Genomic DNA, 24,784 nt, shown 5'->3' with positions numbered 1-24,784 from the left:
ATACAATCGCAGTGACTATCAGCGAGTGGGTTGAGCGGATGTGGACTTTGGCGGGCATGCGGCTAGAGCTCCTCCGGAGCCGCCGGGTTTGCAGCGTTCGACATGGTAGCGGGATTAGACATTCGTTCGATAGCAACAGAGCCGGCACGAGGATGATTTGGACAACGGGTGGCTCATTTCTGCCAGATTTCGAATGGCCTCCGCGCGCGAGCAAGGGCAGAGAGTTCTTTCAAGCCGCGCGAACTCGGGGGGATAACCGGCCGGGGTGTGGCTCATTGTGGCTCTTTGGTTGATAAAAGCCATGTATCGTCGGGAAATCGCTGGGGATGTCCGCCGCCGACCAAGCGGGCCCTGCGCGAGCGCTGTGGAGCATCTTACTGATGAGAACCGCTTAGCGCGCCGTGCGACCGAGGGAACGGAAGCTTTTTCCGCTGCGATGCGGTGGCTTATTTCGATCTGCGAGCTTCGAGCTAGGACTTTTCGAGGACAAAGTCGGCGCAGCGCTCTGCGATCATGATCGATGGCGCATTGGTATTACCACTGACTAGCGTCGGCATGATTGAGGCGTCTGCTATCCGCAGGCGCGGTACGCCGATCACCCGGAGCCGACTATCGACCACAGCCATCTCGTCCCGGCCCATCTTGGCCGTGCCCGAGGGGTGATAGACGGTCTTCGCGATGGAGCGCGCATGATGCTCGATCGCCGCATCGGTTTGCGCTGCGTCGCCGGGTGCCAACTCGCGGAAGCCGAGCGCTTTCATCGCCGGGGCGGCGAGGATCTTTCGGCCGAGCTTGATGCCGCGCACCAACGTGTCGATATCGGCTTGCGTGGTAAGGTTGTTCCCGACGAAAACAATTGGATCTTCTGCCTTTGCGCTTCTGATCGAAACCTTGCCTCGCGCTTCCGGCCGTAGAATGCATGGGTTTATGGACACGCCGTGGCCGTCCATCTGGCCGCGCGACGCATCGCCAACGAGTGCCGGTGTGACGTGAAACTGGACGTCGGGCCGGCCGCAGCCGGACGTATCGACGAAGCCACCCGTCTCAACGACGTTTGACGAGAGCAGCCCCGTGCGGTTGAACAGGTATTGCAGGCCATTGACAGCGGCGCGTAATCCCTTGTCCTGCCCTTTCAGCGAGATTGCGCGGTCGGTAATGCCGTAAACCGAGGCGGTGATGTGATCCTGAAAATTCTCCCCGACGCCAGGCAGATCGCGTAGCACCGGAATGCCATGGGCGGAAAGATGGGCGGCTGGGCCGATGCCGGAAAGCATCAGAAGCTTAGGGGTGGCGAGGGCCCCGGCGCAAAGGATGACCTCTTCCTTTGCTGTCGCCTTGTGGTCGATCCCGTCAGCTGTCCGGTAAGCAATCCCAGCGGCCGCGCCGTTCTCCATCAAAATGCTGCGAACGGCACTTTCGGTACTGAGCGTCAGCAGCGGTGATCCCCGCACAGCCTTCAGATAGGTTGCGGCCGTCGATCCGCGCCGGGCATGAAACGTAGTTGTCTGGTAGAAGCCAATACCTTCCTGGGAGGCCCCATTGAAGTCATGCGAAAAGGGCAGGCCCACTTCCTGCGCGGCGCGGACGAATGCAGAACTGATCGGGTGGCGATGGCGCGGTTCGGAGACCTTCAAGGGACCGCCCGTACCGTGATAATCGCCGGCGAGTGTCTCGTTGTCCTCGCAGCGCTTGAAGACTGGCAAAACTTCGTCGTAGCCCCAGCCCTCGCAGCCGAGATCGCGCCAGGTATCGTAGTCCTGCGCCTGGCCGCGAATATAGATCATCGCATTGACGGAGGAGCCACCGCCGAGCGTTCGGCCCTGCGGCACGACGAGAACACGGCCATTGGCGCCAGGCTCGGGTTCCGTTTCGTACATCCATGTACGCTTGGAACCGATCACCCGTACGAAGGTGGCGGGGATGTGGATGAAAGGCGTATTGTCCCGCGGACCTGCCTCCAGCAGAAGCACGCTCTTGCCGGCCATGACGAGCCGGTTCGTCACCACGCAGCCGGATGAACCACCACCTACCACAATGTAATCGAAAGTCTTCATCCGCTGTCTGATCCTCTACGAGCCCACAGATAGAGTGCGCCGAACGATGTCCGGCACACTGACGAGGCGTCAGGCGCCGATGTGGCTGACGAATTTCACGGTTTGATAGGCGTCGAGGCTTTCCGCCCCGCCCTCGCTGCCATATCCGCTATCCTTGATGCCCCCGAACGGCGTCTCCGCCGCGGCGATGCCGAAATGATTGATCGACACCATGCCGGCCGCAAGCTCGGACGCGAAGCGGTCGGCCGTCGCCAGCGAGCGGGTAAATGCGAAGGCGGCCAGGCCGAAGGGCAGGCGATTGCTTCGTTTGATCGCCTCATCAACAGAACTGACACGTACCAGCGCAGCCACCGGGCCAAACGGCTCCTCGTTCATGATGCGCGCTTCTTCCGGCACATCGGACAACACCGTCGGCTCGAAGAAGAAGCCGGCATTGCCGATGCGTCGTCCGCCGCATTCAAGCTTGGCGCCGGCCGCGACCGCATCCTCGACAAACATCTCCATCGCATCGAGGCGCCGCGGATTTGCCAGCGGACCCATCTGGGTGTCGTCTGCCGATCCGTCACCGACCTTGAGCGCCTTGGCTCCGGCGACGAAGCTCTCCTTGAAGCTGTCGTAGACGGAATCCTCGATATAAAAGCGGGTTGGTGATGCGCAGACCTGACCGGCGTTACGATACTTCAGCATGACGCCGAGCTTTGCGGCGACTGCAATATCTGCGTCAGCGGCAACGACGTAGGGGGCGTGTCCGCCAAGCTCCATCGTCGAACGCTTCATGTGCGAGGCGGCGGCTGCAGCCAGCGCCTTGCCGACCGGAACCGAGCCAGTAAAGGAGATCTTTTGAATGATCGGCGATGCGATAAGATAGTTGGAGACTTCGGACGGAATGCCGAAGACGATGTTTACGACACCTTCCGGCACGCCAGCATCCTGGAACGCCTTGGCGAGCTCGATGCAGGCGGATGGCGTTTCTTCCGGTGGCTTCGCGATCACCGAGCAACCGGCGGCCAGTGCCGCGGAAATCTTGCGAACCAGCTGATTGATCGGGAAATTCCAAGGAGAGAAGGCAGCAACGGGGCCGACCGGCTCCTTGACCACGATTTGCCTGGCGCCCGGAATGCGTGAGGGGATCACCCGTCCGTAGGAGCGGCGAGCTTCTTCTGCATGCCATTCGATATGCTCCGGCGCTGCATTGGCCTCGCCGCGCGCTTCCGCTAGCGGCTTGCCTTGTTCACGCACCATATGCTGGGCGATTGTCTCTGCGCGTTCGCGAACCAAAGAGGCTGCGCGCAGCATGACGCGGCAGCGTTCCAGAGCTGTCGTTTTTCGCCAGATTTCAAAACCCTTGGCTGCGGCGGCCAGCGCTGCATCGAGATCGGCTCGCTCGCAGACCGGCAGGAGCGCAATGACCTGTCCGGTTGCCGGGTTCTTGACCTCGGTTGTGCGACCACCAGAAGGCGCGCGCCAGGTTCCGTCGATCAGAAGCGGTTTATCCAACATTGCTTATTTCCTTCGAATTTCCGTCATAGACGGCGTTCGGCAGGCTGCTTACGACCTGCACATATTCCTTCGCGATACGGGTGACGATTTCGGCCGCCGGCAAGACTTCGGAGACAAGCCCTGTGCTCTGGCCGGCCTCCACTTTGCCGCCGCTCACGTCTCCGTCGAAGGCCGCGGCTTTCAGAGAAGTGGCGACAAAGAGCGCCTTGCGCTGATCGTCAGAAAGCCCTTCGGCTTCGGCCCTGGCCATGCCTTCGGCAAACTGATTGCGAATAACGCGGATGACGCCGAAACCGCGGCCGACGACCATCGTGTCGGCAACTCCGGCTTTCACTAGCATGTCCTGATAGGCCGGATGCAGACGCGCCTCACGCGACATCATGAAGCGCGAGCCAAATTGCGCAGCACCCGCCCCGAGCGAGAGGGCCGCAGCGAGCCCGGAGCCATCGGCAAAGCCGCCAGAAAGGATCAGGGGCATCTCGGGCACGGCCTTGGCGATCGCCCGACCGAGAACGAGCGTAGAAACCAGTTCCGGAGGCGGATGACCACCGGCCTCGCCGCCAACCGCAATCAACCCATCGACGCCTGCGTCAGCTGCCTTGCGGGCATGAACTTCGCCCGAGACAACGTGCAAGCAGATGGTCCCGGCGGCCTTGAACCGGTCGATGTACTTCTTCGGGCCGCCCTGGGACGCGATCAGTACCGGGATCCTCTTTGCCAAGAGCATATCGATGATCGCGTCGGCACCTTGGCGATAAAGAGGCAGGTTGACGGCGAAGGGGCGGTCGGTTCCCGCCTTTATCTCGTCGATCGCCTCTTCGAGATGATGCGGAAACATCGGCCCGGCTGCAAGAACGCCAAGGCCACCGGCATTCGACACTGCGAGTGGCAACGCTGAGTTGGACGACGCCCACGACATACCCGCCTGAATGATGGGCAAGTCGATGCCGAGCAGCTTGGTTACTTTGGTTTCGATGCGCATGTCAGCCCTCGATGCCTGCGAGTTTGCGCGCATGGGCGGCAAGCTGCTTCTTCTGGATTTTCGAACTGGCGGTCATGCCGATCGACTCGAAATCCTCCACGATCCAGACGTGGCGCGGCACCTTGAAGCCCGCCATTTCCCGCTTCGACCATTCGATGATCTCCGCCGGCGTGGTCGCGCAGCCGTCATTGAGAATGATGAAGGCCGCGGTGACTTCGACGAGCCGTTCGTCCGGCACGCCGACTACGGCCGCCTGGCGGATTAGCCTGTTCTGGTGCAACACGTTTTCAACATCGGCGGGCGATACGTTCTCGCCACCCACTCGAACGATATCCTTCGCCCGGCCGAGAAACCGTAGCCGCCCGGCGCTATCCAGTGCGCCAAGGTCGCCGGTCGATAACCAGCCATCGGCGGACAGCGTGGCTGCGGTTTCATCCGGCTTGTTGAAATAGCCTTTCATGACGTTCCAACCGCGCACCTGGATTTCGCCAGGTTCGTCCGGTCCAGCATCGCGCCCGCCTTCGTTGCGGATGCGGACATCGACGCCGGTCTGAACCCGCATGGCGGCGCTGACGCGAACCTCCTCTGGCTCCCACCAGCAAGATTGCGCCACATTCGGAGAAGCTTCCGACAGCCCGTAACCAACGACGCATTCGCGTGCGCCGAGCTCGTCGATGACACGGCGAACGATAGTGGGCGAGGCTGCGAGCCATGCCCCGCGCAGGTTGAGGTGGCGCGACGGAAGGTCCGGATGCGTCAGCAGCATCAGCGCCATCGTGTCGTTGCCCGAGAAATGCGTGCAACGTTCCGCTTCCATCAGGCGGAGCGCCTCCCCGGGTTCGAAACGGTCCATGCTTACCAGCGTAACCGCGTGCTGTAGACATGAGAGGATCGACAGAGTGGTGCCCGCGACATGGAAAAAGGGGCGGGCGCTGTGGAAACGGTCGCCAGACCGCAATCCCATCCGAAGGCCGGAGAAGAAGGCATTCGGCAACATGTTGCGATGCCGAAGCAGCACACCCTTTGGGAATGAGGTTGTGCCGGATGTGTATTGAATGAGGAGGATGTCGTCGGCATCGTCGTCCGGTTTCGTGCGCACAAGGGTGCTTGCACACAGTGCCCGCCAGTTTTCCGCGGCAGAAGGAACATTATCCCCAATCACTAGAATTCGCTTCAGGTCTGGCAAGGCGTCATGCGGAAGAGCGCTATCGAGGCTTGGACACACCTCGCGCAGCATGGCGATGAAGTCGATCTTGAGGAAACGATCGCAGATAACGAGCGTGGTCACGCGCGACTGCTTCAGCGCATACGCCATCTCAGCGGCAACGAAACGGGTATTGATGGGGACGGTCACGGCCCCCATTGAACCGATCGCCAGGAAGAGAACGACCCATTCGGTGGAATTGCCGAGGCACAGCCCGACATGATCCCCCTTACGCACGCCGGCCGCTGCAAGCGCATCGCGGGCGTCGGCAACCCTCGTTTCCAGTTCCTGATATGTCAGCCTTCCATCGCTTGCCACGATCGCTTCCACATCCGGCGCAAGAGTGGCCGAACGGCGCAGAGCGGCAGAGATCGTCAAGGGGCACGTGGCTTGGAGATCGAGGTCGCTCATTTGCCGCTCCCACTGCCAACGACTTCGGAGAACTTCGCGATACCGGTGCGCCAGTTACCATCGGCAAGGCAGCGTTCGATCGCTGCCATCTCGATGCGGATACCGTTGCTAAGGTTGGTTTCATGGCCGAGGTCAACGGCCTGCTTGGACAGCGCCATGGCAAGTGGTGGTGCTGCGGCAATGCTTTCGGCGATTTCCTGTCCAACCTGTTCGAGCTCATCCGCCGGCACGACCCGCGAAACGAGGCCGCGTTGATAGGCTTCCTCTACCGACATCGTTCGGCCGGTGAAGAGCAGTTCCTTGGCGTTCATGCGTCCAATCACCCTCTGCAGGCGCTGAGTGGCGCCGACAGTACCCCATTGCGGCTCCGGAAAGCGGAAGTTCGTCTTTTCCGATGCGACGACAAAGTCGCAACTCATAATAATTTCGCCGCCGGAGCCGACGACTGGACCTTGCGTCAGCGCGACAATCGGCTTGCCGCAGCGGCCGATGGCGTCATAGGCGGCGAAGGAGGCCTGCCGGCGGGCGAGCACCCAGGCTTCGTCTTTGCCGGTGCGTTCCTTCAGGTCCGCACCGGCGCAGAAGACCGGACCGTTGGCTGAAAGCAGAATGACGCGGACATCCGGGTTTGAGTCCAGGCGCTGAAATGCCTCGCGAAGCGCGATGCACATTTCAAGATTGACCGCGTTGCGGGACTGCGGGCGGTTTAGCACAACGCGCGCGATGGCCCCGTCCTGTGTTACCGATACTGCATCGAAGCTCATCCGATCGCTCCTTCCTTCCGAAGCGTCGCGATCTCGACGTCGGTCAGGTTCATCTCGTCTCTCAAAATGGTCTCTGTGTCGGCGCCAAGGAGCGGCGGACAGCCTATCTCTGGGGAATCGAAACCTTCGAAATTCACAGGCGTGCGGAGCGCCTTGAACGTGCCCTCCGCCGGGTGGTCGAACGTGCCGACTACACCGCGCGCCTGCATATGCGGATCATCAAGGATTTGCCGCGTCGTGTTGACTTCGCCGGCCGGGATGCCGACGGCGCGCAGCGCTTCGGCCAGTGGCCCGCGCTCACGCGCGGCAATCGCCGTGCGCATCTCGTCCATCACTCTCTTGCGATTGGCCACTCGCCCGCCATTCTTGGCGAGGGCGGGATCGGCGCCGAGTTCTGTCAGGCCGAGCACGTCACACAGCCGTCCCCAATGCTGATCGCTGCCGCTGATATGCAGCCAACCGCCATCGCGGCACTGGAAGGCTGCTGATGGAACGCGGCCCGGATGCTCCGTGCCTGCGCGCCCAATATCTTCGTCCAAAGCGAAAAGGCGCGCGGCGGCCAGTGCAAGCAGACTTGCCTGTACATCCATCATGGCCAGGTCGATATGGCATCCCTTACCACTGCGACCCCTGCCGACGAGACCGGTTAGAATGGCGATCGCGATCCACAGGCCGGCGGTCAGGTCGGCGATCGGCACGCCAGCCTTTGCCGGCGGCGTATCGGGATGGCCGGTCAGGTGCATGATGCCGGAAAGCGCCTGAAACACCGTGTCGTAACCGGCGCGTTCGCGATATGGTCCGGTCTGGCCGAAGCCGGTATTGGAAACATAGATCAGGCCTGGATTGAGCGCCGAGAGTTTGGTGTAGCCAAGATCGAAGCGATCCATGTCGCCGGGCAGGAAGTTTTCCAGCACCACATCGTGCTGTGCTGCAAGCCGTGCTGCGATCTCCTGCGCTTTCGAGGATTTCAGGTTCAGCGTCAAGGAACGCTTGCCGCGATTGAAGGCAAAGAAATAGGCGCTTTCGCCGCCGGGAAGACGCGGCTCGAACACGCGTGATTCATCGCCGCTGCCGGGTCGCTCCACCTTGGTGACAGTGGCGCCCAATTCGGCGAGGATCTGGGTTGCCATCGGGCCTGCCAAGACGCGCGAGAAATCGAGAATACGGATGCCTTCGAGCGGTTTCATTTGGCCTCCGTGCGGAAGCTGCGCATCTTTGCATTGAGTTCTCGGCCGGCGGCCATGGCTTGAGGGTAGGGGAGGTCGGCCACCTGATAGTAGAGCGCCTTAGCGGCCGCCATGGCGAGCGGATTGGCCACCGCCCACGCTTCCGCGATCTCCACGGCCGTTGCGACGACCTCCTCCGGAGCCACGACGCGGTTGCAGAGTCCGAGCGACATAGCTTCATCCGCACCGATCAACCGGCCGAGGCTGATCATTTCGAAAGCAGCTTTGCGACCCAGCGACCGCTGCAGGCCCGTCATGACGAGTGCTGGCACAATGGAATGCTTCAGCTCGGGATAGCCGAATTTCAGGTTCGTCGCCGCCACCATCATGTCGCAGCCGATGGCAAGCCCCGCACCGCCTCCGACAGCTGCGCCCTGTACGGCAGAAACGATAGGCTTCGACAGGCTCTGCATCATCGCCTGCGTCCGGCAGGTCAGATCAGCGCGCTTTTCGACCAGATCCTGGTTTGCCGGAGTCAGCGTCTCGAACTCTGACAGGTCGGCGCCAGCGCAAAAACCGCGACCATTCCCGGCCAACACGATCGCGTGGATCGCGGGATCGGCATCCGCCGCCAAAAGCGCGTCGTGGATCGCTTGGGTGAGTTCGGTATTCAAAGCGTTGAGCTTGTCAGGGCGGTTCATCGTAACGATGCGCACCGCGCCGCGTGTCTCGGTGAGAAGAACGGTAGAAGATGGAACGTTCATGCCCTTACCCTATGCTGCCAGATGGCCAAAGCCGCTGCGCGCGACCCGGCTCAAGAGTTCACGTTTGAGGACGGCCTCGCAGTGACGGGAGGCTTCTTGCAGTTTTCCCAAGTCGAGACCGGTATCGATACCTTCGGCTTCGAACAGGTTGACGAGGTCTTCTGTGGCGACATTGCCCGTAAAGCCCTCACCGTATTTTATCTGCGCCGGATGACCGCCGACGCCGCCGATGGCGCTGTCGAACCAGCGGCAGCCTGCCTCATAGGCGGCGTAGCAGTTGGCGAGCCCCGTTCCGCGACTGTCGTGGAAATGAGCGATCGGCGTCATATCCGGCAACTCGCCGGCAATCCGCTTGAAGAGACTTTTTATCGAGGTCGGCGTGCCATGACCTGTCGTGTCGCAGACGGAGACATGATTCACACCAAGGTTCGAAAAGCGGGTAAGATCGGCGAGCACGCTCGACGGATCTACATTGCCTTCGAAGGGGCAGCCTAGCGCCATGGAAATCACTCCGATCAGGCGGAAGCGGCCGTTCGCCAATTTAACCATTTCCGCAACATTCGCCCACTGCGCTTCTCGGTTAGTTCGAAGGTTGCGCTGGGTGTGGGCTTCGGTGGCAGAAACCAGCAGGCTGATTTCTTCGGCGCCATGTCCGGCATCGAGATCGGTAATCGCGCGCTGAACAGCTTTAATGTTGGCGCAGGTGGCCTTGTATCGTGTGCCGTGTCGTCTGGTGATGCCGGCCAGAACCTGCGACGCGTCTGCAAAGACAGGGACGTGTACCGGGCTGCTGTAGCTTGTGGCCTCAATACGGGGAAAGCCGGCATCCGAGAACGCATTGATCAAGGCGATCTTGTCAGCCGTAGACGTCAAAACAGTCTCGTGCTGCAGACCGTCTCGCGCAAAGCATTCGCAGATTGTGATTTCGCTCGCCATGCCTCACCTCCGTTCGGCTTGACGACACAAATGTATTTATTCGTTCACAATGTCAACTAGTTTATTGTCCCTGGCGGTGACATGCCTCACTCTTCCTCAAGGCTCTTGAGGTCCGACTGTGAGGCGGTGTTGCGCAATTCGTGGTAATATTTGCTGCTCGTACGGGTAACGCGGCGCAGGAGTTCGACAAGAATTTGCTGCTCGGCACGGCTCAAGGTGCCCAGCATTTCCTCGTTTCGTTCGAGGGAGTCCTCGAGGATCCTTCGCGAAAGCGCCAGGCCTTCTGGGCTTAGCGTCAACAGGATGCTGCGTCCGTCCTGCGGGTTGGCGGTCTTGGTGATGTACCCCCGTTCAATCATTGCCGAAACGGTACGGCTCATCTGGCTTTTTAGAAGGCCACTATGCTTCGCCAGTTCCTGTAGCGGCACCTCTCCAAGGTATTTCAGGACCGCAAGAACGCGCCATTCCCGTGGCGTAATGCCGTATTTGGGGCGAATGGAAAGCGCCGCAATGCGGGTCGAAAGGCCTGCCAGGCGCTGAAGCTGGAAGCTGAAGAGGTCGCGGATATCGGGTTCCTTTTCCGACTGCTCGTGGAGCCGGTCGAAGTAGTCCCCTGATTTTTCATTGAGCTGATCGCGGTTCCGCACAGTCGTTTCCTCTCCGGGTGTGAATCGGTCTCTTTTCTGATCGATTTCTTCCGGCGATGCCAGTTTCGCCAAAGTCGCGCAGAAAATTAGTTGACAACGTGAACAATGTAGTTAATTTCGTCAACTAGATTGGCATGTGGCCGACGACTTGTCGACCACGATGGTTTCGCCAGAGGAGCGGCGGGACGGTCAGATCTGTTTTTCGTGGAGGAGCAAACAATGATTTCACTGCGGCATAAATCGGCCTGCCTCATTGGTGCGGCCGTTATTGCATCTATGGCGGCCCCTGCTATCGCGGCCGACGCGACGCTGACGGTCGCCGGCTTCGGCGGCAACCTACAGACGGACCTGCGCAACACGATCTGGCAGCCGGCGGCCGATGCGGCCGGCGTCCAGCTGCGCGAGGAGACCCATGACGGTCTGGCGGCGGTGCGGGTTCAGGTACAATCCGGTTCCCCGACATGGGATGTCGTGCATCTCGGCGCCGACGAATGCGCCGTCGGCGGCAAAGAAGGCCTGTTCGAAACGCTCGACTACAAGGTCATCGACACCACTGGTTTCGATCAGCTTGGCTACGGTGACAACTGGATCGCAACGAACACTTATTCAGTGGTCCTCGCTTGGCGCACAGACGTATACAAGGATAAGAAGCCGCAAGGCTGGAAGGACCTTTGGGATGTCGAGAGCTTTCCAGGGCGTCGCGCGCTGAGCAGCTATCCGCAGGAGATGATGGAGATCGCACTTCTGGCAGATGGTGTTGAGAAGGATAAGATTTATCCGCTCGACACCAAGCGCGCGCTCGCCTCTCTGGACAAGATCAAGGCGAATGTCGCCGTCTGGTGGTCCTCCGGCGCGCAATCGGCGCAGCTGATCAAGGACAAGGAAGTCGACATGATGGCGATATGGGGCAGCCGCGTTGCCAATGTCATCAAGGACGGCGCGCCGGTCGAGTTCACCTATCAGGACGCCATCCTCGGCTACGGCTGTCTCGCAATTCTGAAGGGATCGCAGAACGTCGAAGCGGCGCAGAAGTTTATTGCTGGGGTCGTGTCTCCTGAAGTTCAGGCGCGCATTCCTGAAATGATGCCGTACTACGGTCCCACGAACAGCCGTGCTTTCGAAGTCAAAAAGTTCACGCCCGAGGTGCTGGCCAAGTCGAACATGTCACCGGAAAACGTCAAGAAGCAAACCTTCCTGAATGCCAATTGGTGGCGCGACAACAACGCCCTCGTTCGCGAGGACTACAGCCTGTTGATGTCGAACTGACGTCGATCGCATACGGAGAACGGCAATGACATCGGGTGCAGTTTCAATCCGCCAGATCTACAAGGCCTATGGAAGCTACAAGGCGCTGGACGGCATATCTCTTGATATCGCCGCCGGGGAATTCCTGACGCTTCTCGGTCCCTCGGGCTCGGGTAAGACCACGCTTCTCAATGTCATTGCCGGCTTCGAGAGACCGGACAGCGGCAGCCTGCTGGTCGACAATATCGAATTCGTCACGCGGCCGCCGCACAAGCGCGATCTCGGCATGGTGTTCCAGAGCTATGCCCTGTTTCCGCACATGGACGTCTTCGCCAATGTCGCCTATCCACTGAAGCTCAGAAAGGCGGACGCCTCGACCATCAGGTCGAAGGTGACGAAGGCGCTGGAAACCGTGCATATGGCCCATCTAGCCGGCCGTCGCATTCACGAGCTCTCAGGCGGTCAGCGTCAACGCGTCGCACTGGCACGCGCGATCGTATTCGAACCAAAACTGCTTCTAATGGATGAGCCTTTGTCGGCGCTCGACAAGAATTTGCGCGAGCATATGCAGATCGAACTGAAGCGTCTGCATCGTACGCTCGGCATGACGACCGTATATGTCACTCATGATCAGCAGGAAGCGCTGACCATGTCGGACCGTATCGCCGTTCTAGATCGCGGCCGCATCATGCAGTTGGATACGCCGAGGGCCATCTATGACGCACCGAACTGCAAGTTCGTTGCCGGTTTCATGGGCGATACCCGCTTCGTCCCGGTCGAAAGAAATGGGTCAGATTTCGCTCTTGGGAGTCAACCACTGAAAGTTCGCACCGCACCGCCGAAGGCCTCAAGCGACATCTTCCTGATGGTACGCCCGGAGCGGTTACGCTGGCAGGGCACTCCCGAGCGGGACAATCGGATCGAAGGCGATGTCATCGATGTCATCTATCTAGGTGACAGCCATATGGTGTCAATCGCGCTATCCCAGAGCACGGAAATCTCGATCCGCCATACCGGCGCGGAAGGTACCTCCTTGCCGAAACCTGGTGATCGCCTTGCCCTTTGGATGACGCCGGATTCCAGCGTCATCATCGAAGGTGCTCGCTCATGACCACGGCGGAAACTCATATGCCCTCAATTGAGCTCAATACGGATGTCCTGCAGCGGTCCCGCCGCAGGACCGGGCTTGCCTTTATCGGGCTATCTGTTCCCGCGTTCGTGTTGGTGGTCTTGGTGCTTATTATTCCGTTCGCCTGGCTGGCATGGATGTCGCTCTACGACGCATCGGGCGCCCTATCGGCAGAAAATTATGCGCGTCTACTGCGCCCCGCCTATGTCGACAGCTTTCTGACGACCTTCAAGGTCGCGGCGATCGTCACCGTCGTCTGCGTCGTACTCGGCTACCCGGTATCGTACCTTCTTTCGCAACTGCCGGAGAAGGTGGCGCAAGTTTTGATGATCTTCATCATTCTACCCTTCTGGACGTCGGTTCTGGTGCGCACCTATGCCTGGCTCGTTCTCCTGCAGCGGCAGGGGCTCATCAATACCTCGCTGACAAATCTCGGGTTGATCTCCGAGCCGCTGCCACTGGTCAACAATCTGACGGGTACCGTTATCGGCATGGTGCATATCATGCTGCCCTTCCTCATCCTGCCCCTCTATGCCTCGATGAAGACGATCGATCCCATCTTAATGCGGGCGGCGTCTAATTGTGGCGCCTCGCCGACGCAGGCCTTTCGACAGGTGTTTCTGCCTTTGTCCCTGCCGGGCGTGGCGACGGGTGTGGCGCTGATCTTCGTGCTGTGCCTCGGCTACTATCTCACGCCGGCTCTTCTTGGCGGCGGACGGGTGGCGATGTGGTCGACCCAGATCGCCGATATGATCGCCAAATTCGCCAATTGGGGGGCGGCCAGCGCTCTGAGCGTGGTGCTGCTCGTCGTCACCGCCACCATTCTGTGGATTGTCAACGCGCTGTTCAAGGCAGCCAGTGTCACCAAGGGAGGCGTCTGATGCTGAAATCTCCGGCCACCTCCACCCAGATCACGCACGGCGACCGGCTCTGGCTCTATATCTTCGTCGGGATCATTCTGGCCTTCCTGATCATCCCCTGCCTGATCGTCATTCCGATGTCCTTTTCGGATTCCCAATATCTCGAGTTTCCACCCCGGGCGCTCAGCCTACGCTGGTACGATGCGTTCTTCTCCTCGCCGGAGTGGCGGCAATCGGCGATCGTCTCCTTCAAGGTGGCTGGCGCCACTACGATCTTGGCGACGATCCTGGGAACGCTGGCAAGCTATGGCCTCTTCAAGTCGACGAATCCCTTCAATTTCATCATCCGCAGCGTACTCATTCTGCCGATGATGGTGCCGCTGATCTTCGTGGCGATCGGGGTGTTCTTCGTTTTCGCCAAGCTCGGCATGAACAATACGCTCACCGGCCTCATCCTGGCGCATACGACCCTGGCGATCCCGTTCGTCATGATCGCCGTGAGCAACGGCCTGAAGGGCTTCGATCTCAGCCAGGAGCGTGCCGCCCGCAGCCTCGGCGCCTCTCCGGCTCGCGCCTTCTTCAGCGTCACCCTGCCGCAGATCCAGATCTCGATCTTCTCCGGCATGCTGTTTGCCTTCATCACCTCGTTCGACGAGGTCATCGTGTCGTTGTTTGTGTCCAGTGGCGCGAATTCGACGCTTACCAAGCGCATGTTCGCCAATATCCGCGATCAAGTCGACCCGACCGTGGCGGCTATCTCGTCCATGCTGGTGGTCGCCTCGATCATCATCCTTATCGGTGCGCAATTCGTCAAAAGGCCGAAGGCCAGGACCACCGAGCAATAGGCTTCGCGGTCCATAATTCATCGACTGGCAGCAGTCGCCCTCAGGAGGAAACCATGCTTCAGAATTCGCTTCGCGCGCTCGACATTGCCGTGCAGATCCATCCGCAGACCAATCTCGCTCTGCACGAGAAGGTCGGCCCAACGATCATGGCGCGCGGCGAGGGCGCCTATGTCTACGACGATGACGGGAAGCAGTACATCGAAGGGATGTCGGGCCTATGGTGTGCCGCTCTCGGCATGAGCGAAAAGCGCTTGGTCGAGGCAGCGACGCGCCAGCTCAACACGCTGCCCTACTATCAGAACTTCGCGCATCGCGCGACCGAACCGGGCATCGAACTGTCCGATCGCCTTTTGCGACTGGCGCCGGTGCCGATGTCGAAGGTTCTATTCCAAAGCTCAGGTTCAGAAGCCAATGACACAGCCGTGAAACTCGTCTGGTATTATTTCCATTCGCAGGGCCGTTCGGAAAAGAAGAAAATCATCGCTCGCAAGCGAGCCTATCACGGCACCTCCATTGCGTCCGCCAGCATTACGGGCCTGCCGCATCTCCACCGCGACTGGAACTTGCCGCTTGATGGTTTCCTCCATGTGACCTGCCCGCATTTTTATCGCGACGGCCTTCCGGGCGAGACGGAGGAAGAATTCGCCACCCGACTGGCAGAAGAGCTGGACGCGCTGATCATTGCCGAGGGACCGGAAACCGTTGCTGCCTTCTTCGCGGAGCCTGCGATGGGCACCGGCGGCGTCGTGCTGCCGCCGAAGACCTATTTCGAGAAGATCCAAAGAGTGTTGATGAAGCACGACGTTCTTCTGGTTGCCGACGAGGTCATCACGGGCTTCGGGCGCACCGGTAATTGGTGGGGCACGCAAACCTATGGAATGCAGCCTGATATCATTACCTGCGCCAAAGCGCTGACCTCCGCTTACATGCCTCTATCAGCCATCCTGCTATCAGAACGGATCTACGAAGGCATGAAGGCGCAGAGCGAGAAGATCGGCGTTTTCGGCCACGGCTACACTTATGGTGCTCATCCCGTTGCCTGTGCCGTCGGCGTTGAAACCCTCCGCATCTACGAGGAAGACGGCGTCATCGACGGCGTCAACGCGCTCGGCGACCATATGGGCAAGCTCATGCATCCGCTGGTCGACCACCCCTTGGTCGGAGAGGTCCGTGGCGTCGGCCTGATGTGGGGCGTCGAACTGGTGCGCAGCAAGACGACCCGCGAGGCTTTTCCGGCCGAACTACAATTCGGGCTTGGCGTCCAAAATCACGCGTTCGAAAACGGTCTCGTTTGCCGCTCCCTCGGGTCGGCCATAGCCTTTGCGCCGCCGCTTATTGCAACCACGGAACAGATCGACCACATCGCGGATCGCTTCAAGCGCGCGCTCGATACGGCTCTTGATGACTACACCCGTTCGGGCGGGAAGCTGGACTGAGCGAGAGGTCTCACTGAGGGAAAACACGAATGCTGGCGATATGCGACGATCGGCAGGCGGCCCACCGGCCATTAACCCGGCTGGCTGGAGGTGGCCTAGCGCCGAATCCGGAACAGCCGCAACGCATCGAATTGTTAAAGCAGGGGCTGAGTGACTGCGGCATCCGACTGGTCTCCCCGACTGCGGATAGTCGAGACGCGATCGCGGCAGTCCATGACGCCGACTATCTGGATTTCCTAGAGAATGGCTTTGCAGAATGGAAGAAATCTCCGGCCAATGGGCCGGAGATGCGTGCCAGCGCCCACCCGACCATCCGCATGAATCGTAAGCCGATCGATATTCTCGGCCGGGCCGGATACTTCCAGGCTGACGCAAGCTGCGTCCTTCTAGACGGTACATGGGAAGCGGTGTGCGCGAGTGCCGACACAGCAGTCGAAGGAATGACGCGAGTCTTGAACGGCGAAAACAAGGCCTATTCGCTTTGCCGTCCACCCGGGCACCACGCCTACGCGGATAAAGCTGGCGGTTTCTGTTACCTTAATAATACGGCGATCGCTGCCGAGCTTGCCGCAAACCAGGGCTTGCGGATTGCAATCATCGATGTTGACGTTCACCACGGCAACGGAACGCAATCGATCTTCTACGATCGATCGGACGTTATGACACTGTCAGTGCACGGCGATCCGGCGCATCTCTATCCATATTATTCTGGTTATGCGGATGAGGAAGGGGAGGGAAAGGGGTTTGGGTTCAATCGCAATTTCCCGGTCCCACTACTCAGCGACAGCGAAATTTATCTTGCCGCGGTCGACCGTGCCTGCGAGACGGCCCGGAAATTCTCGCCCGATGTCCTGATCGTTGCGTTGGGGCTCGACGCCTCATCCGCTGACCCCTTCGCCTGCATGAATGTCGATGAAGATGGTTTTCGGCGCATGGGTGAGCGACTTGGCAAACTGTGTCGTAAATCGCTGGTGGTTCAGGAGGGCGGCTATCCGTCACCCTCGCTGCCGGGACTGCTGAAGAGTTTTCTGGGTGGGTTCACGGTCAGTTGAAGTGACTTTCCGCAGAAGACCGCGATCGTCGGTTCGATTCCGTTCAAGGCGAAGGATTGGCCGACTTCTTCCCGGGTGGGTCAATTTTGCCGACCTTGTGCGAGAGAGGTCCTTGCGTAATGAGAATAGTGCGCTGGGGTAATTCCATCGTAGCGAAAGGGAGTTTCTACCGGTCCCCGACGTTATCTTGGCGGGAGTGACGCGATGGTGCGAAGCTATCCCCCGCACCAGCTGGGGCAATCTATCACGAAGCAGCCGCGACCTAATGCAAATCAGAACGTTGATGAACGTCCTGAGCCACTAACGATACGAAGCCGGGTCTCACCGGCCCCGCAGGGAGCGTAGGACAATCGATTTCAGCGGTCGCAGCTTCCGGTCGGCTTTGGTTGCGCGGACCATATGGTCCGGCGGACTCTGCGGGATTGGAGCAACGTGACCTCTTGCGGAGCTTCCCGGGGGCTACGGGTGGAGCGGATGTCGTCAGCTTTAACGTATATGTGCTCTCTGACGCGCGCACCATCCTGAGGCCCTGCGAAATGTCATCGTCGAAGGTTGTCGATTTCATGCTTGGCTTTGAACGCACCTGAACCGGTGACCTGCTCATCGGCTCCGCGACCTCTCATGACCCGGATGTAGTGATTTCCGACAGGCGTGTCGTTGTAATCGCACCAGTCCTAGAATTGTACCATGCTGCCTCTCCTCAATTCGCGACGAGGTCGCGAACACGTAAAAGTGGCATGCCGGTTTCAGGGGCTCGGCGCAAGGTCTCATCGATCGCCTCTCTGGCGGCGGTGCTTCTCCAACGACAGCTTGGCCGATTGTCCATCGCTCGAAAATCGCGGCTGTCTGGACCTAGCTGCTGAGCTATTGCGCATATATTTGTGATCGCTCTAACTCAAGCTGAATACTTTTAAATGCTCAATACGGATATCCTTGCTCATTTTTATATGCTATTTTGTTCGAAAATGGACATAAATAGATGAACAAAAAACAAGCGGCCCTCGCTCGAAAACAGTTGGAACGACGTCTGGCGCCGGTGCGAGACCTAGAGCTCATTTCGCCGCCACGTGGTTGGATGAAGGCCATCCGCGAGGCCCTCGGCATGACTACGCGCCAGCTCGCCATGCGCATGGGTGCCGCTCCGTCCCGCATACCGGCGATCGAGAAGGCTGAAGTTTCGGGAGCGACAACGATCAGGACGCTACGGGAAGCGGCCGCGGCAATGAATTGCACCTTTGTCTACGCTTTCGTGCCGATCAAGCCGCTTGACGATATCCTTCGCGAGCGCGCGGCCGAAAAGGTCGGTGAGGAGATGACGCGACTCGATCATACGATGCGTCTGGAAAACCAGGCGTTGATCAAGTCGGACCTGGAGGACGAACGTCGCCGGCTTATCGACGCTTTGCTTGCAGACGCTGGGCGACGCCTGTGGGAAGAGGATTGACTCTGTGGAGGAGGACCCTCTTTTCCAGGACGACGATGAAGCAAATACGCCGCTAACCGTTGAGGAACGGGAGCAGCTCATTCCCTCCTACATCACCTTGCGGCACGAATTGAACGAGGCCGAGCAAGTTAACATCGGCGAAGGCTTGCGATGGGCGACGTCGCGAAAAAGGGACCTGCTCGACCAGGAATTCCTCAGTGAGTTGCACCGCCGCATGTTTGGGGACGTTTGGCATTGGGCTGGCCAGTACCGGACAACACCTAGAAACATCGGCGTCGATGCCTATCGCATTGCAATGGATGTCAGGCAGGTGGCTGACGACGTGCGCTATTGGGTCGAACACGAGACCTTTCCACCCGACGAGATCGCTGTCCGGTTCAGCCACAGGCTGGTGGCAATCCATCCCTTCCCAAACGGAAACGGCCGATTTTCTCGCCTGGCGGGCGATCTGCTCGGGCGCCAGCTTGGACGACCGCCATTTAGCTGGGGCCAGGCAAATCTGGTCGATGCGGGCAAGACCCGAGCCCGTTATGTTGATGCACTTCGGGCGGCCGATAACCACGATATCGGACCCTTGCTGGAGTTCGCGCGCTCATGAGTTTTTCGAAAATGGTAGGTGAGCTTCTCAAACTGGAAGCGAGAAAGGACTGACATGAAGACATTCACGTAGTCGCAGTTGCAGGCCATTGCGGATGCGGAGCGCTCCATCCGAGTGAGGGATGGCGACGAAATCATGCATATCAAAAGCGGCCCGCAGTTGGGCTGCGGACCGATCTTCGGACAAGTCCTCAGAGCACGCGAACGTTGCGCGCGCTCCATTGCAATGAGAGCCGGACAAGCCCTTGTTCAAATCGTTGGCCACGCCCCAACGATCAAGCGGAGTGACTTGCCGGGCCTAGGCTTGCAGGATCCCGGCCGTTGGCCGTCGATGCTGATCCTCCGAGACGAGGTTCTTAACCGGTCAAGCCTCAGCGACACATTGCTCGCAACCTCTACACACACGCCCCAGGAGTTGGCATCCTTGAATCGCGATGTCCGGCATCTCCGCGACGCCATTATTCACAGATCGGCGGATGGGACGCGCCCGCTTGATCCGTGAAGGCGTCTCGATCCTAAGCTGTTGGCACAGTTCCTCCATCGATGGTGTATTCGGTACCTGTGATCGATTCAGCGCGATCCGATGCCAGGAAAGCAATCAGGTTTGCCACTTCCGTCGGCTTGACAGGGCGCCCGAGAGGTATGCCGCCCAAACTATGCATGATGATCTTCTTGCCACCCTCAAGATCCGTACCCGCCTTGTCCGCCAAGCGCTGGGCCAAGTGAACGGACGCTTCCGTTTCGATCCAACCCGGAGACACTCGCACGACGCGGACGCCCTTGGGCGATACCTCCTTGGACATGGCCTTGCTATAAGTCGAGAGTGCCGCCTTGGCTGCGGCATAAGCCGTGGTCGCTTCCGGGAGAGGCAGCACTCTTTGGATGGACGTGACATGCACAACCACACCCATTCCCCGTGCGACCATGTCTGGAACCAGTTCGCGATCGAGTCGAACAGCGGGAAAAAGATTGAGAGACATTTCTTTGTGCCACTCGGCATCAGTTAGCGCCCCAAAGCCACCGCCGGCTGCTGACGAGCCACCCAGCATATGAACGATGATATCGATGTTGCCGAGACGTTGACGCGCAACGTCCGCGACGGCCGCGCAACCCACTTCAGTCGTGAGATCGCCCTCGACAAACAATTCTTCCGGCAGGTTCTCAGGACGCGCTCGCGCGGTCGTCAACACCTGCGCGCCGAGTTCCCGAAACAGGCTGACGGTCGCAGCCCCGGCGCCCTTGGTACCACCAGTAATGAGGGCTCGTTTGCCTCTCAGGTTGAGAAAGTCTGTCATCACCGGATCTCCAGCCAAGCGATGTTGCCGTCCTTGATGGTGAAGGCATATGAGAGCGTCACCGGACTGCCGGGAAACTGGCCGCTAACTTTGGCTCGGACGAGCACTTTGTTGCCGTCAACGGTGGTTTCCAAAGGTTCAGAAACGTACTGCGTCGCCTTCTTCGCAGCCACCCACCATTCACGGATTGCGACGACGCCTTGATGGCGCGATCCCTCATCTTCGACAACGGCTTCGATCGCAAACGTGTCCGACAGCGCATCCGCGTTGCTGCCGCTGTCAGCGTCAAAGTACATGTTCACGATATCGGGCATATCCATTGTGTTTCTCCTCATTGGCTCACCCGATAGTAGCGCTCGACCATTGCGTAGATAAGTGGGATAAGCCGGCATGCAGCAATGAACAGATCGGGACAATGGAACAAGCCAACCTGAAGGAACTTGAAGCGGTCATTGCTATTGCCCGGCGCGGCACATTCCGCGCAGCGGCCATCGAACTCGGCATGTCTACGACAGCGTTGAGCCATACAATAGGCAGGCTTGAGGCGGAGCTTGGGGTGCGATTGTTCAACCGCACCACACGCAGCGTGTCGCTGACGGATGCCGGCAGGCTCTTTGTGCAGCAGGTGGCGCCGTCGCTCCAGGATCTCTATGCCGCTTTGGATTCGGTGCGTGCGCAACGTGAGACACCTTCCGGAACAATACGGATCAACGCGGCGCCGTTCGCGGCGCGCGCAATCATCTCACCGCTCGTGCTTGAGTTCCTGCGCCGCTATCCCGACATGAATGTCGATATTGTAACTGAAGGAAAGATGGTCGATATCGTCAAGGACGGGTTTGATCTGGGAGTCAGGGTTGCGGGCCTCGTTCCCAGCGACATGATTGCCGTTTCGCTCGGCCGGCCGCAGCGACATGCTGTGGTTGGGTCTCCTGAATACTTCGAGAGGCATGGGAAGCCGGTGGTCCCTCCCGACCTTCTCAGCCATCGATGCATTCGCGTTCGCCTGCCCGATGGCTCCCTGTTTCGGTGGCGTTTCGAGAAGGACGGGGAGCAGGTGCAAATCGATGCACGCGGCCCGATATCGCTGGACGAGGCTAGCCTCACAAGAACCGCTGTCCTGGAAAGCGCCGGTATAGGTTACATCTTCGAGCAAGACATTTTCCCGGACATTGAGGCGGGGCGCGTCGTCCGTGTATTGGAAGACTGGACGCCACCATATCCGGGGCTTTGCCTTTACTACCCTGGGCGCCGAAATCTGTCAGCCGGGGTCAGGGCGTTCTTGGAACTTGCGCGTGAGCTCGCGACAGTGAGCTAATTGAACCGCCAGTGGAGAAGCTTGTTTGTCTCTACAACGCTCCAAGCGGACACAGATTTGCAATGCGTGAATGACCGGTGTGCGGCCAGTAGGCGACTGGTGATCTGCGATTCCGGAAGGAACGAGGGGAAAAGCAGACCGTCGGCCTCTAGGATTTCGTTTCAGCAACCTGGACAACCGACATGGGGCGCAATGCTGCCGTTTGCAGACCTAAGCGTGTCCGTCGCACAATTGCCGGCGCCTTTCATCATATCAGCTCGCAGCATGCCGACCTGTATTTCCACGAGATCGGCTTCCGCTGGTCACAGCGCATTGTTACGGGCCAGGCAGTGCGGAAAAGCCGAAATGGCAGGGAACGCATGAAAACCCTGTGGTCGCGGGTGCCGCCGGCGCTGCAATTGCTGCAAGTCTTTCGCGCCGCTACCGGCCGCCAGGTGCGCAGAAGTCCGGATGGTGGGATCATCGTCAAATCAGCAGTCGCTGTCTTTGGTTGATAAAGGCCATGTATCGACTGGAATGTGCCGTGCCAGGGGCAGGGTCCGGCTATGCTGCTCTATCGATTTCCGGGATCAACTCCAGTTCGCCGTGAAGCGCTATTTCCACCGTCTTGAGGTTGAAGCTGGTCTGCATGTTCATCCAAAATTCCGGCGTTGTGCGGAAATACTTGGCGAGGCGCAGAGCGGTATCTGTCGTTATCGGTGTTTGCTCCGCCGCTATACGCTCGATGCGAGTGCGAGGGACATTGAGCTTTTTCGCCAGTGAACCGGCGCTCATGTTCAGCGGAAGTAGGTACTCCTCGCGGAGGATTTCGCCCGGATGGACCGGAGGAAGGATATGGGTCATCTCAAGCTCCTGTGTGCCACGATTGGCCATTAATGGTAGTCAACTATTTCGACGTCTTCGATACCGGCATCTGTCCATACAAAACATATGCGCCACTGATCATTGATCCGGATCGAATGTTGGCCTTCCCTATCGCCCTTAAGGGCTTCAAGTCGATTTCCCGGAGGGGAACGCAGGTCGTCCAGAGCAGCAGCGCTGTTCAGGATCGTCAATTTACGAACGGCTGACCTCACGATGTCGGAAGGAAAGCCTTTTGGGGCTTTGCCGCGCGCAACAGTCTCGGTTTTGTCATCGTTAAATGACCTGATCACATCACGCTCTTCATGCTTGTATCATATGGTGATACTGGTGAAAGTCAATCAACATGTATCATCGTACGATACAGATTCGCAATCGCGATCCTGTTTAAGCCATCCGAAGGTGCCGATCCTCGGTTCGATTCCTCTCACGAGCAGAGACTCGATGGTCGGCGGCTCTCCAGCCAAAGCGGAATAGGAGCCCCAGATTTTCTTAGGACGGTTTTGCCACTGCCAACGCTAGGCCTAATACCGGCGCGCCCGCGTCGCGAAAACCTCAGAGCTGCGAGCCGATAGGGAGAATCGCATAAAATCCCGCCACGAATTGATCCCAGGGCGAACCCGTCGGCTCATGATAATAGATCCGCTGCGTCCCGTCCGGCTCGGTCTGCGTCCACGAGATCCGCTTGTCCTTGTTCAGCCTTACGGCAAAGGTTTCTTCTCTTAAAACGCCTCTTAGGGCATTCGAGGTCTTCCTGGTAAATTCAGGCGAGTCGATCAGAATGCCCATCTCGGTATTGATATTCACCGACCGCGGGTCCCAGTTGAACGAGCCGACGAACAGGTAACGATCGTCGATGGTAAACGCCTTGGCATGCAGACCCGATCGCGATTCACCCCAATTGACGCCGCGCCGCGCTTCTTGATCTGCGTCAGGCCGAAGTTCGTAGAGGTGGACTCCACCTTCCAGAAGAGCCCGCCGGTCCTTTGCATAATGCGCATAGACTGGTTTCACGTCGTTCGAGGCCAGCGAATTGGTAACAACCAACACCTCGACGCCCCGCGCCTCAAGTTCCCGCAACCACTCTGTGCCGCGTTTGCCTGGCACGAAATACGCAGAGATGATCTCAATCTTTGATGTCGCATCGGCGAAATACTTTGACAGTTGAGAGGCAAGAATCTCTTCTTCGTTGTCTTCAGCGGCCGCTTTTGAAGGGGGGTCCGAGTACATTTTGGCGGGAACCCACGCGAGCTTCAGCGTCGATGGCGTTAGATGCTGCTTCGCAGCCGCACGCACCACGCTGGCATATTCCGTCTCTCGAGCATCCCCGACGATCTCGTCAAGGCGATCGCGCGCTTCGTCGAGACTGAACCCCTCTGGTTCGCCAACGACGGCGCGCGCCGGCACTGCAAACTTGCTGTTCCAGTACTCATCAAAGTTTGTCGAGACTTCATCGACAACGGGTCCAGCAACCAGCACATCGAGATCCGAATAGTTCAATTCCCTCTTGGCCAGGAAATACTCATCGCCGATATTGCGGCCACCGACGATCGACATGGCATTATCGGCGGTCATCGACTTGTTGTGCATCCGGCGGTTGATCCGCTTGAAGTCGGTGAGGACGGCCGCGACAAGGCTCTGATCCCGCCAGAACGGGTTAAAGAGCCGGATTTCGATGTTTTTATGCGAGTCCAGAGCCGCAGTCACGGCGTCATAGCCCTTAGTGTCCATGTCATCGAGCAATAGCCGCACCCGCACACCCCGATCCGCGGCTTTCAGCAAGCTCCACGCAAAGATTTTTCCGGTAGGATCATTGTGCAGAAGGTAATACTGCGCATCGATCGTCTGTTCGGCGGCCGCTGCAAGCGCCAAGCGCGCCGCCAGCGCTTCTTCTCCGTTGCCGATCAGCCTAACCCCGGAGCGACCGTCCCTAGGATCACCAAGCCTTTGGACAGCTTGTGTCAGCCGCGTGCTTGTCGGCTGCGCGGGCGAATATGACGGTGTTTGCTTGAATGTTTGCACGGTGTGAGAACAGGCGGCGAGAAGGAACAAGGAAAGCCCTGCGGCCAGGATCAATGATTTCATACTACGCCCCAGCCAGAATGCTCCACGCCACCGCCCCTTCGCGGCTCGCAAAGCTAGACTTTGGCTGCGCCGCGCACTTTGTCGCTACTACAGATATGCTCTCACGTTTTGAGATTGAGCACCATTCCCGGAGTGATATCGTCCACCAAACCTCATTGTCGCTCCGGCGGTCCGGGTTCAGGTTTAGCTGTT

General features: G+C 59.1%; 23 protein-coding genes and 2 pseudogenes. 11 read left to right on the top strand and 14 right to left on the bottom strand.

The features are described from left to right. Window positions 1–470 precede the first annotated feature (470 nt). The 9 genes from C6558_RS34670 to C6558_RS34630 all read right to left on the bottom strand — a co-directional run bounded on the left by C6558_RS34670 (window position 471) and on the right by C6558_RS34630 (window position 10,428). The gene (locus C6558_RS34670) at window positions 471–2,054 is read right to left on the bottom strand and encodes a GMC family oxidoreductase (RefSeq protein WP_107028421.1); all 1,584 of its coding nucleotides are present in this window, start codon (window positions 2,052–2,054) and stop codon (window positions 471–473) included. Between the two features lie 69 nt (window positions 2,055–2,123). After that, window positions 2,124–3,554, bottom strand: a complete 1,431-nt coding sequence (locus tag C6558_RS34665; RefSeq protein ID WP_107028420.1) for an NAD-dependent succinate-semialdehyde dehydrogenase — start codon at window positions 3,552–3,554, stop codon at window positions 2,124–2,126. Continuing rightward, entirely contained in the window at window positions 3,544–4,536 is a 993-nt protein-coding gene (locus C6558_RS34660) for a nitronate monooxygenase family protein (RefSeq protein WP_107028419.1), read from the bottom strand. Before C6558_RS34660 ends, C6558_RS34665 begins: the two co-directional genes overlap by 11 nt. A gap of 1 nt (window position 4,537) precedes the next feature. After that, window positions 4,538–6,151, bottom strand: coding sequence for an AMP-binding protein (locus tag C6558_RS34655; RefSeq protein ID WP_107028418.1), 1,614 nt, complete (start codon window positions 6,149–6,151; stop codon window positions 4,538–4,540). Continuing rightward, a complete protein-coding gene (locus tag C6558_RS34650; protein ID WP_107028417.1) occupies window positions 6,148–6,915 on the bottom strand; it encodes an enoyl-CoA hydratase/isomerase family protein in 768 nt (255 codons plus the stop codon). Before C6558_RS34650 ends, C6558_RS34655 begins: the two co-directional genes overlap by 4 nt. Then, on the bottom strand, window positions 6,912–8,102 hold the full coding sequence (locus tag C6558_RS34645; protein ID WP_107028416.1) for a CaiB/BaiF CoA-transferase family protein: 1,191 nt from the start codon (window positions 8,100–8,102) through the stop codon (window positions 6,912–6,914). The genes C6558_RS34650 and C6558_RS34645 overlap by 4 nt, the downstream gene beginning before the upstream one ends. Further along, complete coding sequence (locus C6558_RS34640) at window positions 8,099–8,845, bottom strand: enoyl-CoA hydratase/isomerase family protein (RefSeq protein ID WP_107028415.1); 747 nt, start codon at window positions 8,843–8,845, stop codon at window positions 8,099–8,101. Before C6558_RS34640 ends, C6558_RS34645 begins: the two co-directional genes overlap by 4 nt. 9 nt (window positions 8,846–8,854) lie before the next feature. Continuing rightward, the gene (locus tag C6558_RS34635) at window positions 8,855–9,781 is read right to left on the bottom strand and encodes a hydroxymethylglutaryl-CoA lyase (protein WP_107028414.1); all 927 of its coding nucleotides are present in this window, start codon (window positions 9,779–9,781) and stop codon (window positions 8,855–8,857) included. 86 nt (window positions 9,782–9,867) lie between these two features. Further along, the gene (locus C6558_RS34630; RefSeq protein ID WP_158268994.1) at window positions 9,868–10,428 is read right to left on the bottom strand and encodes a MarR family winged helix-turn-helix transcriptional regulator; all 561 of its coding nucleotides are present in this window, start codon (window positions 10,426–10,428) and stop codon (window positions 9,868–9,870) included. Window positions 10,429–10,647: 219 nt separating this feature from the next. On the opposite strand from C6558_RS34630, the gene C6558_RS34625 reads away from it, so the two are divergent. From C6558_RS34625 to C6558_RS34580, 9 genes and pseudogenes are all read left to right on the top strand, one after another. Next, window positions 10,648–11,694, top strand: coding sequence for an ABC transporter substrate-binding protein (locus tag C6558_RS34625; RefSeq protein WP_107028412.1), 1,047 nt, complete (start codon window positions 10,648–10,650; stop codon window positions 11,692–11,694). A 25-nt stretch (window positions 11,695–11,719) separates the two neighbouring features. Then, on the top strand, window positions 11,720–12,784 hold the full coding sequence (locus C6558_RS34620; protein WP_107028411.1) for an ABC transporter ATP-binding protein: 1,065 nt from the start codon (window positions 11,720–11,722) through the stop codon (window positions 12,782–12,784). Between the two features lie 17 nt (window positions 12,785–12,801). Beyond that, a complete protein-coding gene (locus C6558_RS34615) occupies window positions 12,802–13,683 on the top strand; it encodes an ABC transporter permease (protein WP_107028410.1) in 882 nt (293 codons plus the stop codon). Next, window positions 13,683–14,507 (top strand): ABC transporter permease, encoded by an 825-nt coding sequence (locus tag C6558_RS34610; protein ID WP_107028409.1) that lies wholly within the window; start codon window positions 13,683–13,685, stop codon window positions 14,505–14,507. Before C6558_RS34615 ends, C6558_RS34610 begins: the two co-directional genes overlap by 1 nt. Before the next feature lie 53 nt (window positions 14,508–14,560). Further along, window positions 14,561–15,943 carry an aminotransferase gene (locus tag C6558_RS34605; RefSeq protein WP_107028408.1) on the top strand — a complete coding sequence of 461 codons (1,383 nt, stop codon included), beginning with the start codon at window positions 14,561–14,563 and terminating at the stop codon, window positions 15,941–15,943. A gap of 29 nt (window positions 15,944–15,972) precedes the next feature. Then, complete coding sequence (locus C6558_RS34600; RefSeq protein WP_107028407.1) at window positions 15,973–16,995, top strand: histone deacetylase family protein; 1,023 nt, start codon at window positions 15,973–15,975, stop codon at window positions 16,993–16,995. A 979-nt stretch (window positions 16,996–17,974) separates the two neighbouring features. Then, window positions 17,975–18,439, top strand: a complete 465-nt coding sequence (locus tag C6558_RS34590; protein WP_025429754.1) for a mobile mystery protein A — start codon at window positions 17,975–17,977, stop codon at window positions 18,437–18,439. After that, window positions 18,402–19,037, top strand: coding sequence for a mobile mystery protein B (locus C6558_RS34585; RefSeq protein ID WP_245449267.1), 636 nt, complete (start codon window positions 18,402–18,404; stop codon window positions 19,035–19,037). Before C6558_RS34590 ends, C6558_RS34585 begins: the two co-directional genes overlap by 38 nt. 369 nt (window positions 19,038–19,406) lie before the next feature. Next, window positions 19,407–19,531, top strand: a pseudogene (locus C6558_RS34580) (MarR family transcriptional regulator); the annotation flags it as partial. Between the two features lie 20 nt (window positions 19,532–19,551). Here the strand turns inward: C6558_RS34580 and C6558_RS34575 are convergent. Next, a complete protein-coding gene (locus C6558_RS34575) occupies window positions 19,552–20,331 on the bottom strand; it encodes an SDR family oxidoreductase (RefSeq protein WP_107028405.1) in 780 nt (259 codons plus the stop codon). Beyond that, window positions 20,331–20,651 carry a nuclear transport factor 2 family protein gene (locus C6558_RS34570; protein ID WP_057225653.1) on the bottom strand — a complete coding sequence of 107 codons (321 nt, stop codon included), beginning with the start codon at window positions 20,649–20,651 and terminating at the stop codon, window positions 20,331–20,333. Before C6558_RS34570 ends, C6558_RS34575 begins: the two co-directional genes overlap by 1 nt. 95 nt (window positions 20,652–20,746) lie before the next feature. On the opposite strand from C6558_RS34570, the gene C6558_RS34565 reads away from it, so the two are divergent. Continuing rightward, window positions 20,747–21,646 carry a LysR family transcriptional regulator gene (locus C6558_RS34565; RefSeq protein WP_057225652.1) on the top strand — a complete coding sequence of 300 codons (900 nt, stop codon included), beginning with the start codon at window positions 20,747–20,749 and terminating at the stop codon, window positions 21,644–21,646. A 215-nt stretch (window positions 21,647–21,861) separates the two neighbouring features. Further along, a pseudogene (locus C6558_RS34560) lies at window positions 21,862–22,140 on the top strand (IS1595 family transposase); the annotation flags it as partial. 49 nt (window positions 22,141–22,189) lie between these two features. On the opposite strand, the gene C6558_RS34555 reads toward C6558_RS34560, so the two are convergent. The 3 genes from C6558_RS34555 to C6558_RS34545 all read right to left on the bottom strand — a co-directional run bounded on the left by C6558_RS34555 (window position 22,190) and on the right by C6558_RS34545 (window position 24,592). Next, window positions 22,190–22,489: a HigA family addiction module antitoxin gene (locus tag C6558_RS34555; RefSeq protein WP_057207929.1), complete on the bottom strand. Its 300-nt coding sequence runs from the start codon at window positions 22,487–22,489 to the stop codon at window positions 22,190–22,192. A 29-nt stretch (window positions 22,490–22,518) separates the two neighbouring features. Further along, window positions 22,519–22,800, bottom strand: a complete 282-nt coding sequence (locus C6558_RS34550) for a type II toxin-antitoxin system RelE/ParE family toxin (protein WP_082571870.1) — start codon at window positions 22,798–22,800, stop codon at window positions 22,519–22,521. Window positions 22,801–23,062: 262 nt separating this feature from the next. Next, entirely contained in the window at window positions 23,063–24,592 is a 1,530-nt protein-coding gene (locus C6558_RS34545) for a phospholipase D family protein (protein ID WP_107028404.1), read from the bottom strand. Window positions 24,593–24,784: the final 192 nt, after the last annotated feature.

It is taken from the genome of Ensifer sp. NM-2 (genome assembly GCF_003024455.1).
In the GTDB taxonomy this organism is placed as follows: domain Bacteria; phylum Pseudomonadota; class Alphaproteobacteria; order Rhizobiales; family Rhizobiaceae; genus Ensifer; species Ensifer canadensis.
This window is presented reverse-complemented; position numbering and strand designations above follow the sequence as displayed.

What these genes read in the sequence shown, in the direction of transcription:
- C6558_RS34670 (WP_107028421.1), bottom strand. Translation starts at nt 2,054, where the DNA reads ATGAAGACTTTCGATTACATTGTGGTAGGTGGTGGTTCATCCGGCTGC.
- C6558_RS34665 (WP_107028420.1), bottom strand. Translation starts at nt 3,554, where the DNA reads ATGTTGGATAAACCGCTTCTGATCGACGGAACCTGGCGCGCGCCTTCT.
- C6558_RS34660 (WP_107028419.1), bottom strand. Translation starts at nt 4,536, where the DNA reads ATGCGCATCGAAACCAAAGTAACCAAGCTGCTCGGCATCGACTTGCCC.
- C6558_RS34655 (WP_107028418.1), bottom strand. Translation starts at nt 6,151, where the DNA reads ATGAGCGACCTCGATCTCCAAGCCACGTGCCCCTTGACGATCTCTGCC.
- C6558_RS34650 (WP_107028417.1), bottom strand. Translation starts at nt 6,915, where the DNA reads ATGAGCTTCGATGCAGTATCGGTAACACAGGACGGGGCCATCGCGCGC.
- C6558_RS34645 (WP_107028416.1), bottom strand. Translation starts at nt 8,102, where the DNA reads ATGAAACCGCTCGAAGGCATCCGTATTCTCGATTTCTCGCGCGTCTTG.
- C6558_RS34640 (WP_107028415.1), bottom strand. Translation starts at nt 8,845, where the DNA reads ATGAACGTTCCATCTTCTACCGTTCTTCTCACCGAGACACGCGGCGCG.
- C6558_RS34635 (WP_107028414.1), bottom strand. Translation starts at nt 9,781, where the DNA reads ATGGCGAGCGAAATCACAATCTGCGAATGCTTTGCGCGAGACGGTCTG.
- C6558_RS34625 (WP_107028412.1), top strand. Translation starts at nt 10,648, where the DNA reads ATGATTTCACTGCGGCATAAATCGGCCTGCCTCATTGGTGCGGCCGTT.
- C6558_RS34620 (WP_107028411.1), top strand. Translation starts at nt 11,720, where the DNA reads ATGACATCGGGTGCAGTTTCAATCCGCCAGATCTACAAGGCCTATGGA.
- C6558_RS34615 (WP_107028410.1), top strand. Translation starts at nt 12,802, where the DNA reads ATGCCCTCAATTGAGCTCAATACGGATGTCCTGCAGCGGTCCCGCCGC.
- C6558_RS34610 (WP_107028409.1), top strand. Translation starts at nt 13,683, where the DNA reads ATGCTGAAATCTCCGGCCACCTCCACCCAGATCACGCACGGCGACCGG.
- C6558_RS34605 (WP_107028408.1), top strand. Translation starts at nt 14,561, where the DNA reads ATGCTTCAGAATTCGCTTCGCGCGCTCGACATTGCCGTGCAGATCCAT.
- C6558_RS34600 (WP_107028407.1), top strand. Translation starts at nt 15,973, where the DNA reads ATGCTGGCGATATGCGACGATCGGCAGGCGGCCCACCGGCCATTAACC.
- C6558_RS34590 (WP_025429754.1), top strand. Translation starts at nt 17,975, where the DNA reads ATGAACAAAAAACAAGCGGCCCTCGCTCGAAAACAGTTGGAACGACGT.
- C6558_RS34575 (WP_107028405.1), bottom strand. Translation starts at nt 20,331, where the DNA reads ATGACAGACTTTCTCAACCTGAGAGGCAAACGAGCCCTCATTACTGGT.
- C6558_RS34570 (WP_057225653.1), bottom strand. Translation starts at nt 20,651, where the DNA reads ATGGATATGCCCGATATCGTGAACATGTACTTTGACGCTGACAGCGGC.
- C6558_RS34565 (WP_057225652.1), top strand. Translation starts at nt 20,747, where the DNA reads ATGGAACAAGCCAACCTGAAGGAACTTGAAGCGGTCATTGCTATTGCC.
- C6558_RS34555 (WP_057207929.1), bottom strand. Translation starts at nt 22,489, where the DNA reads ATGACCCATATCCTTCCTCCGGTCCATCCGGGCGAAATCCTCCGCGAG.
- C6558_RS34545 (WP_107028404.1), bottom strand. Translation starts at nt 24,592, where the DNA reads ATGAAATCATTGATCCTGGCCGCAGGGCTTTCCTTGTTCCTTCTCGCC.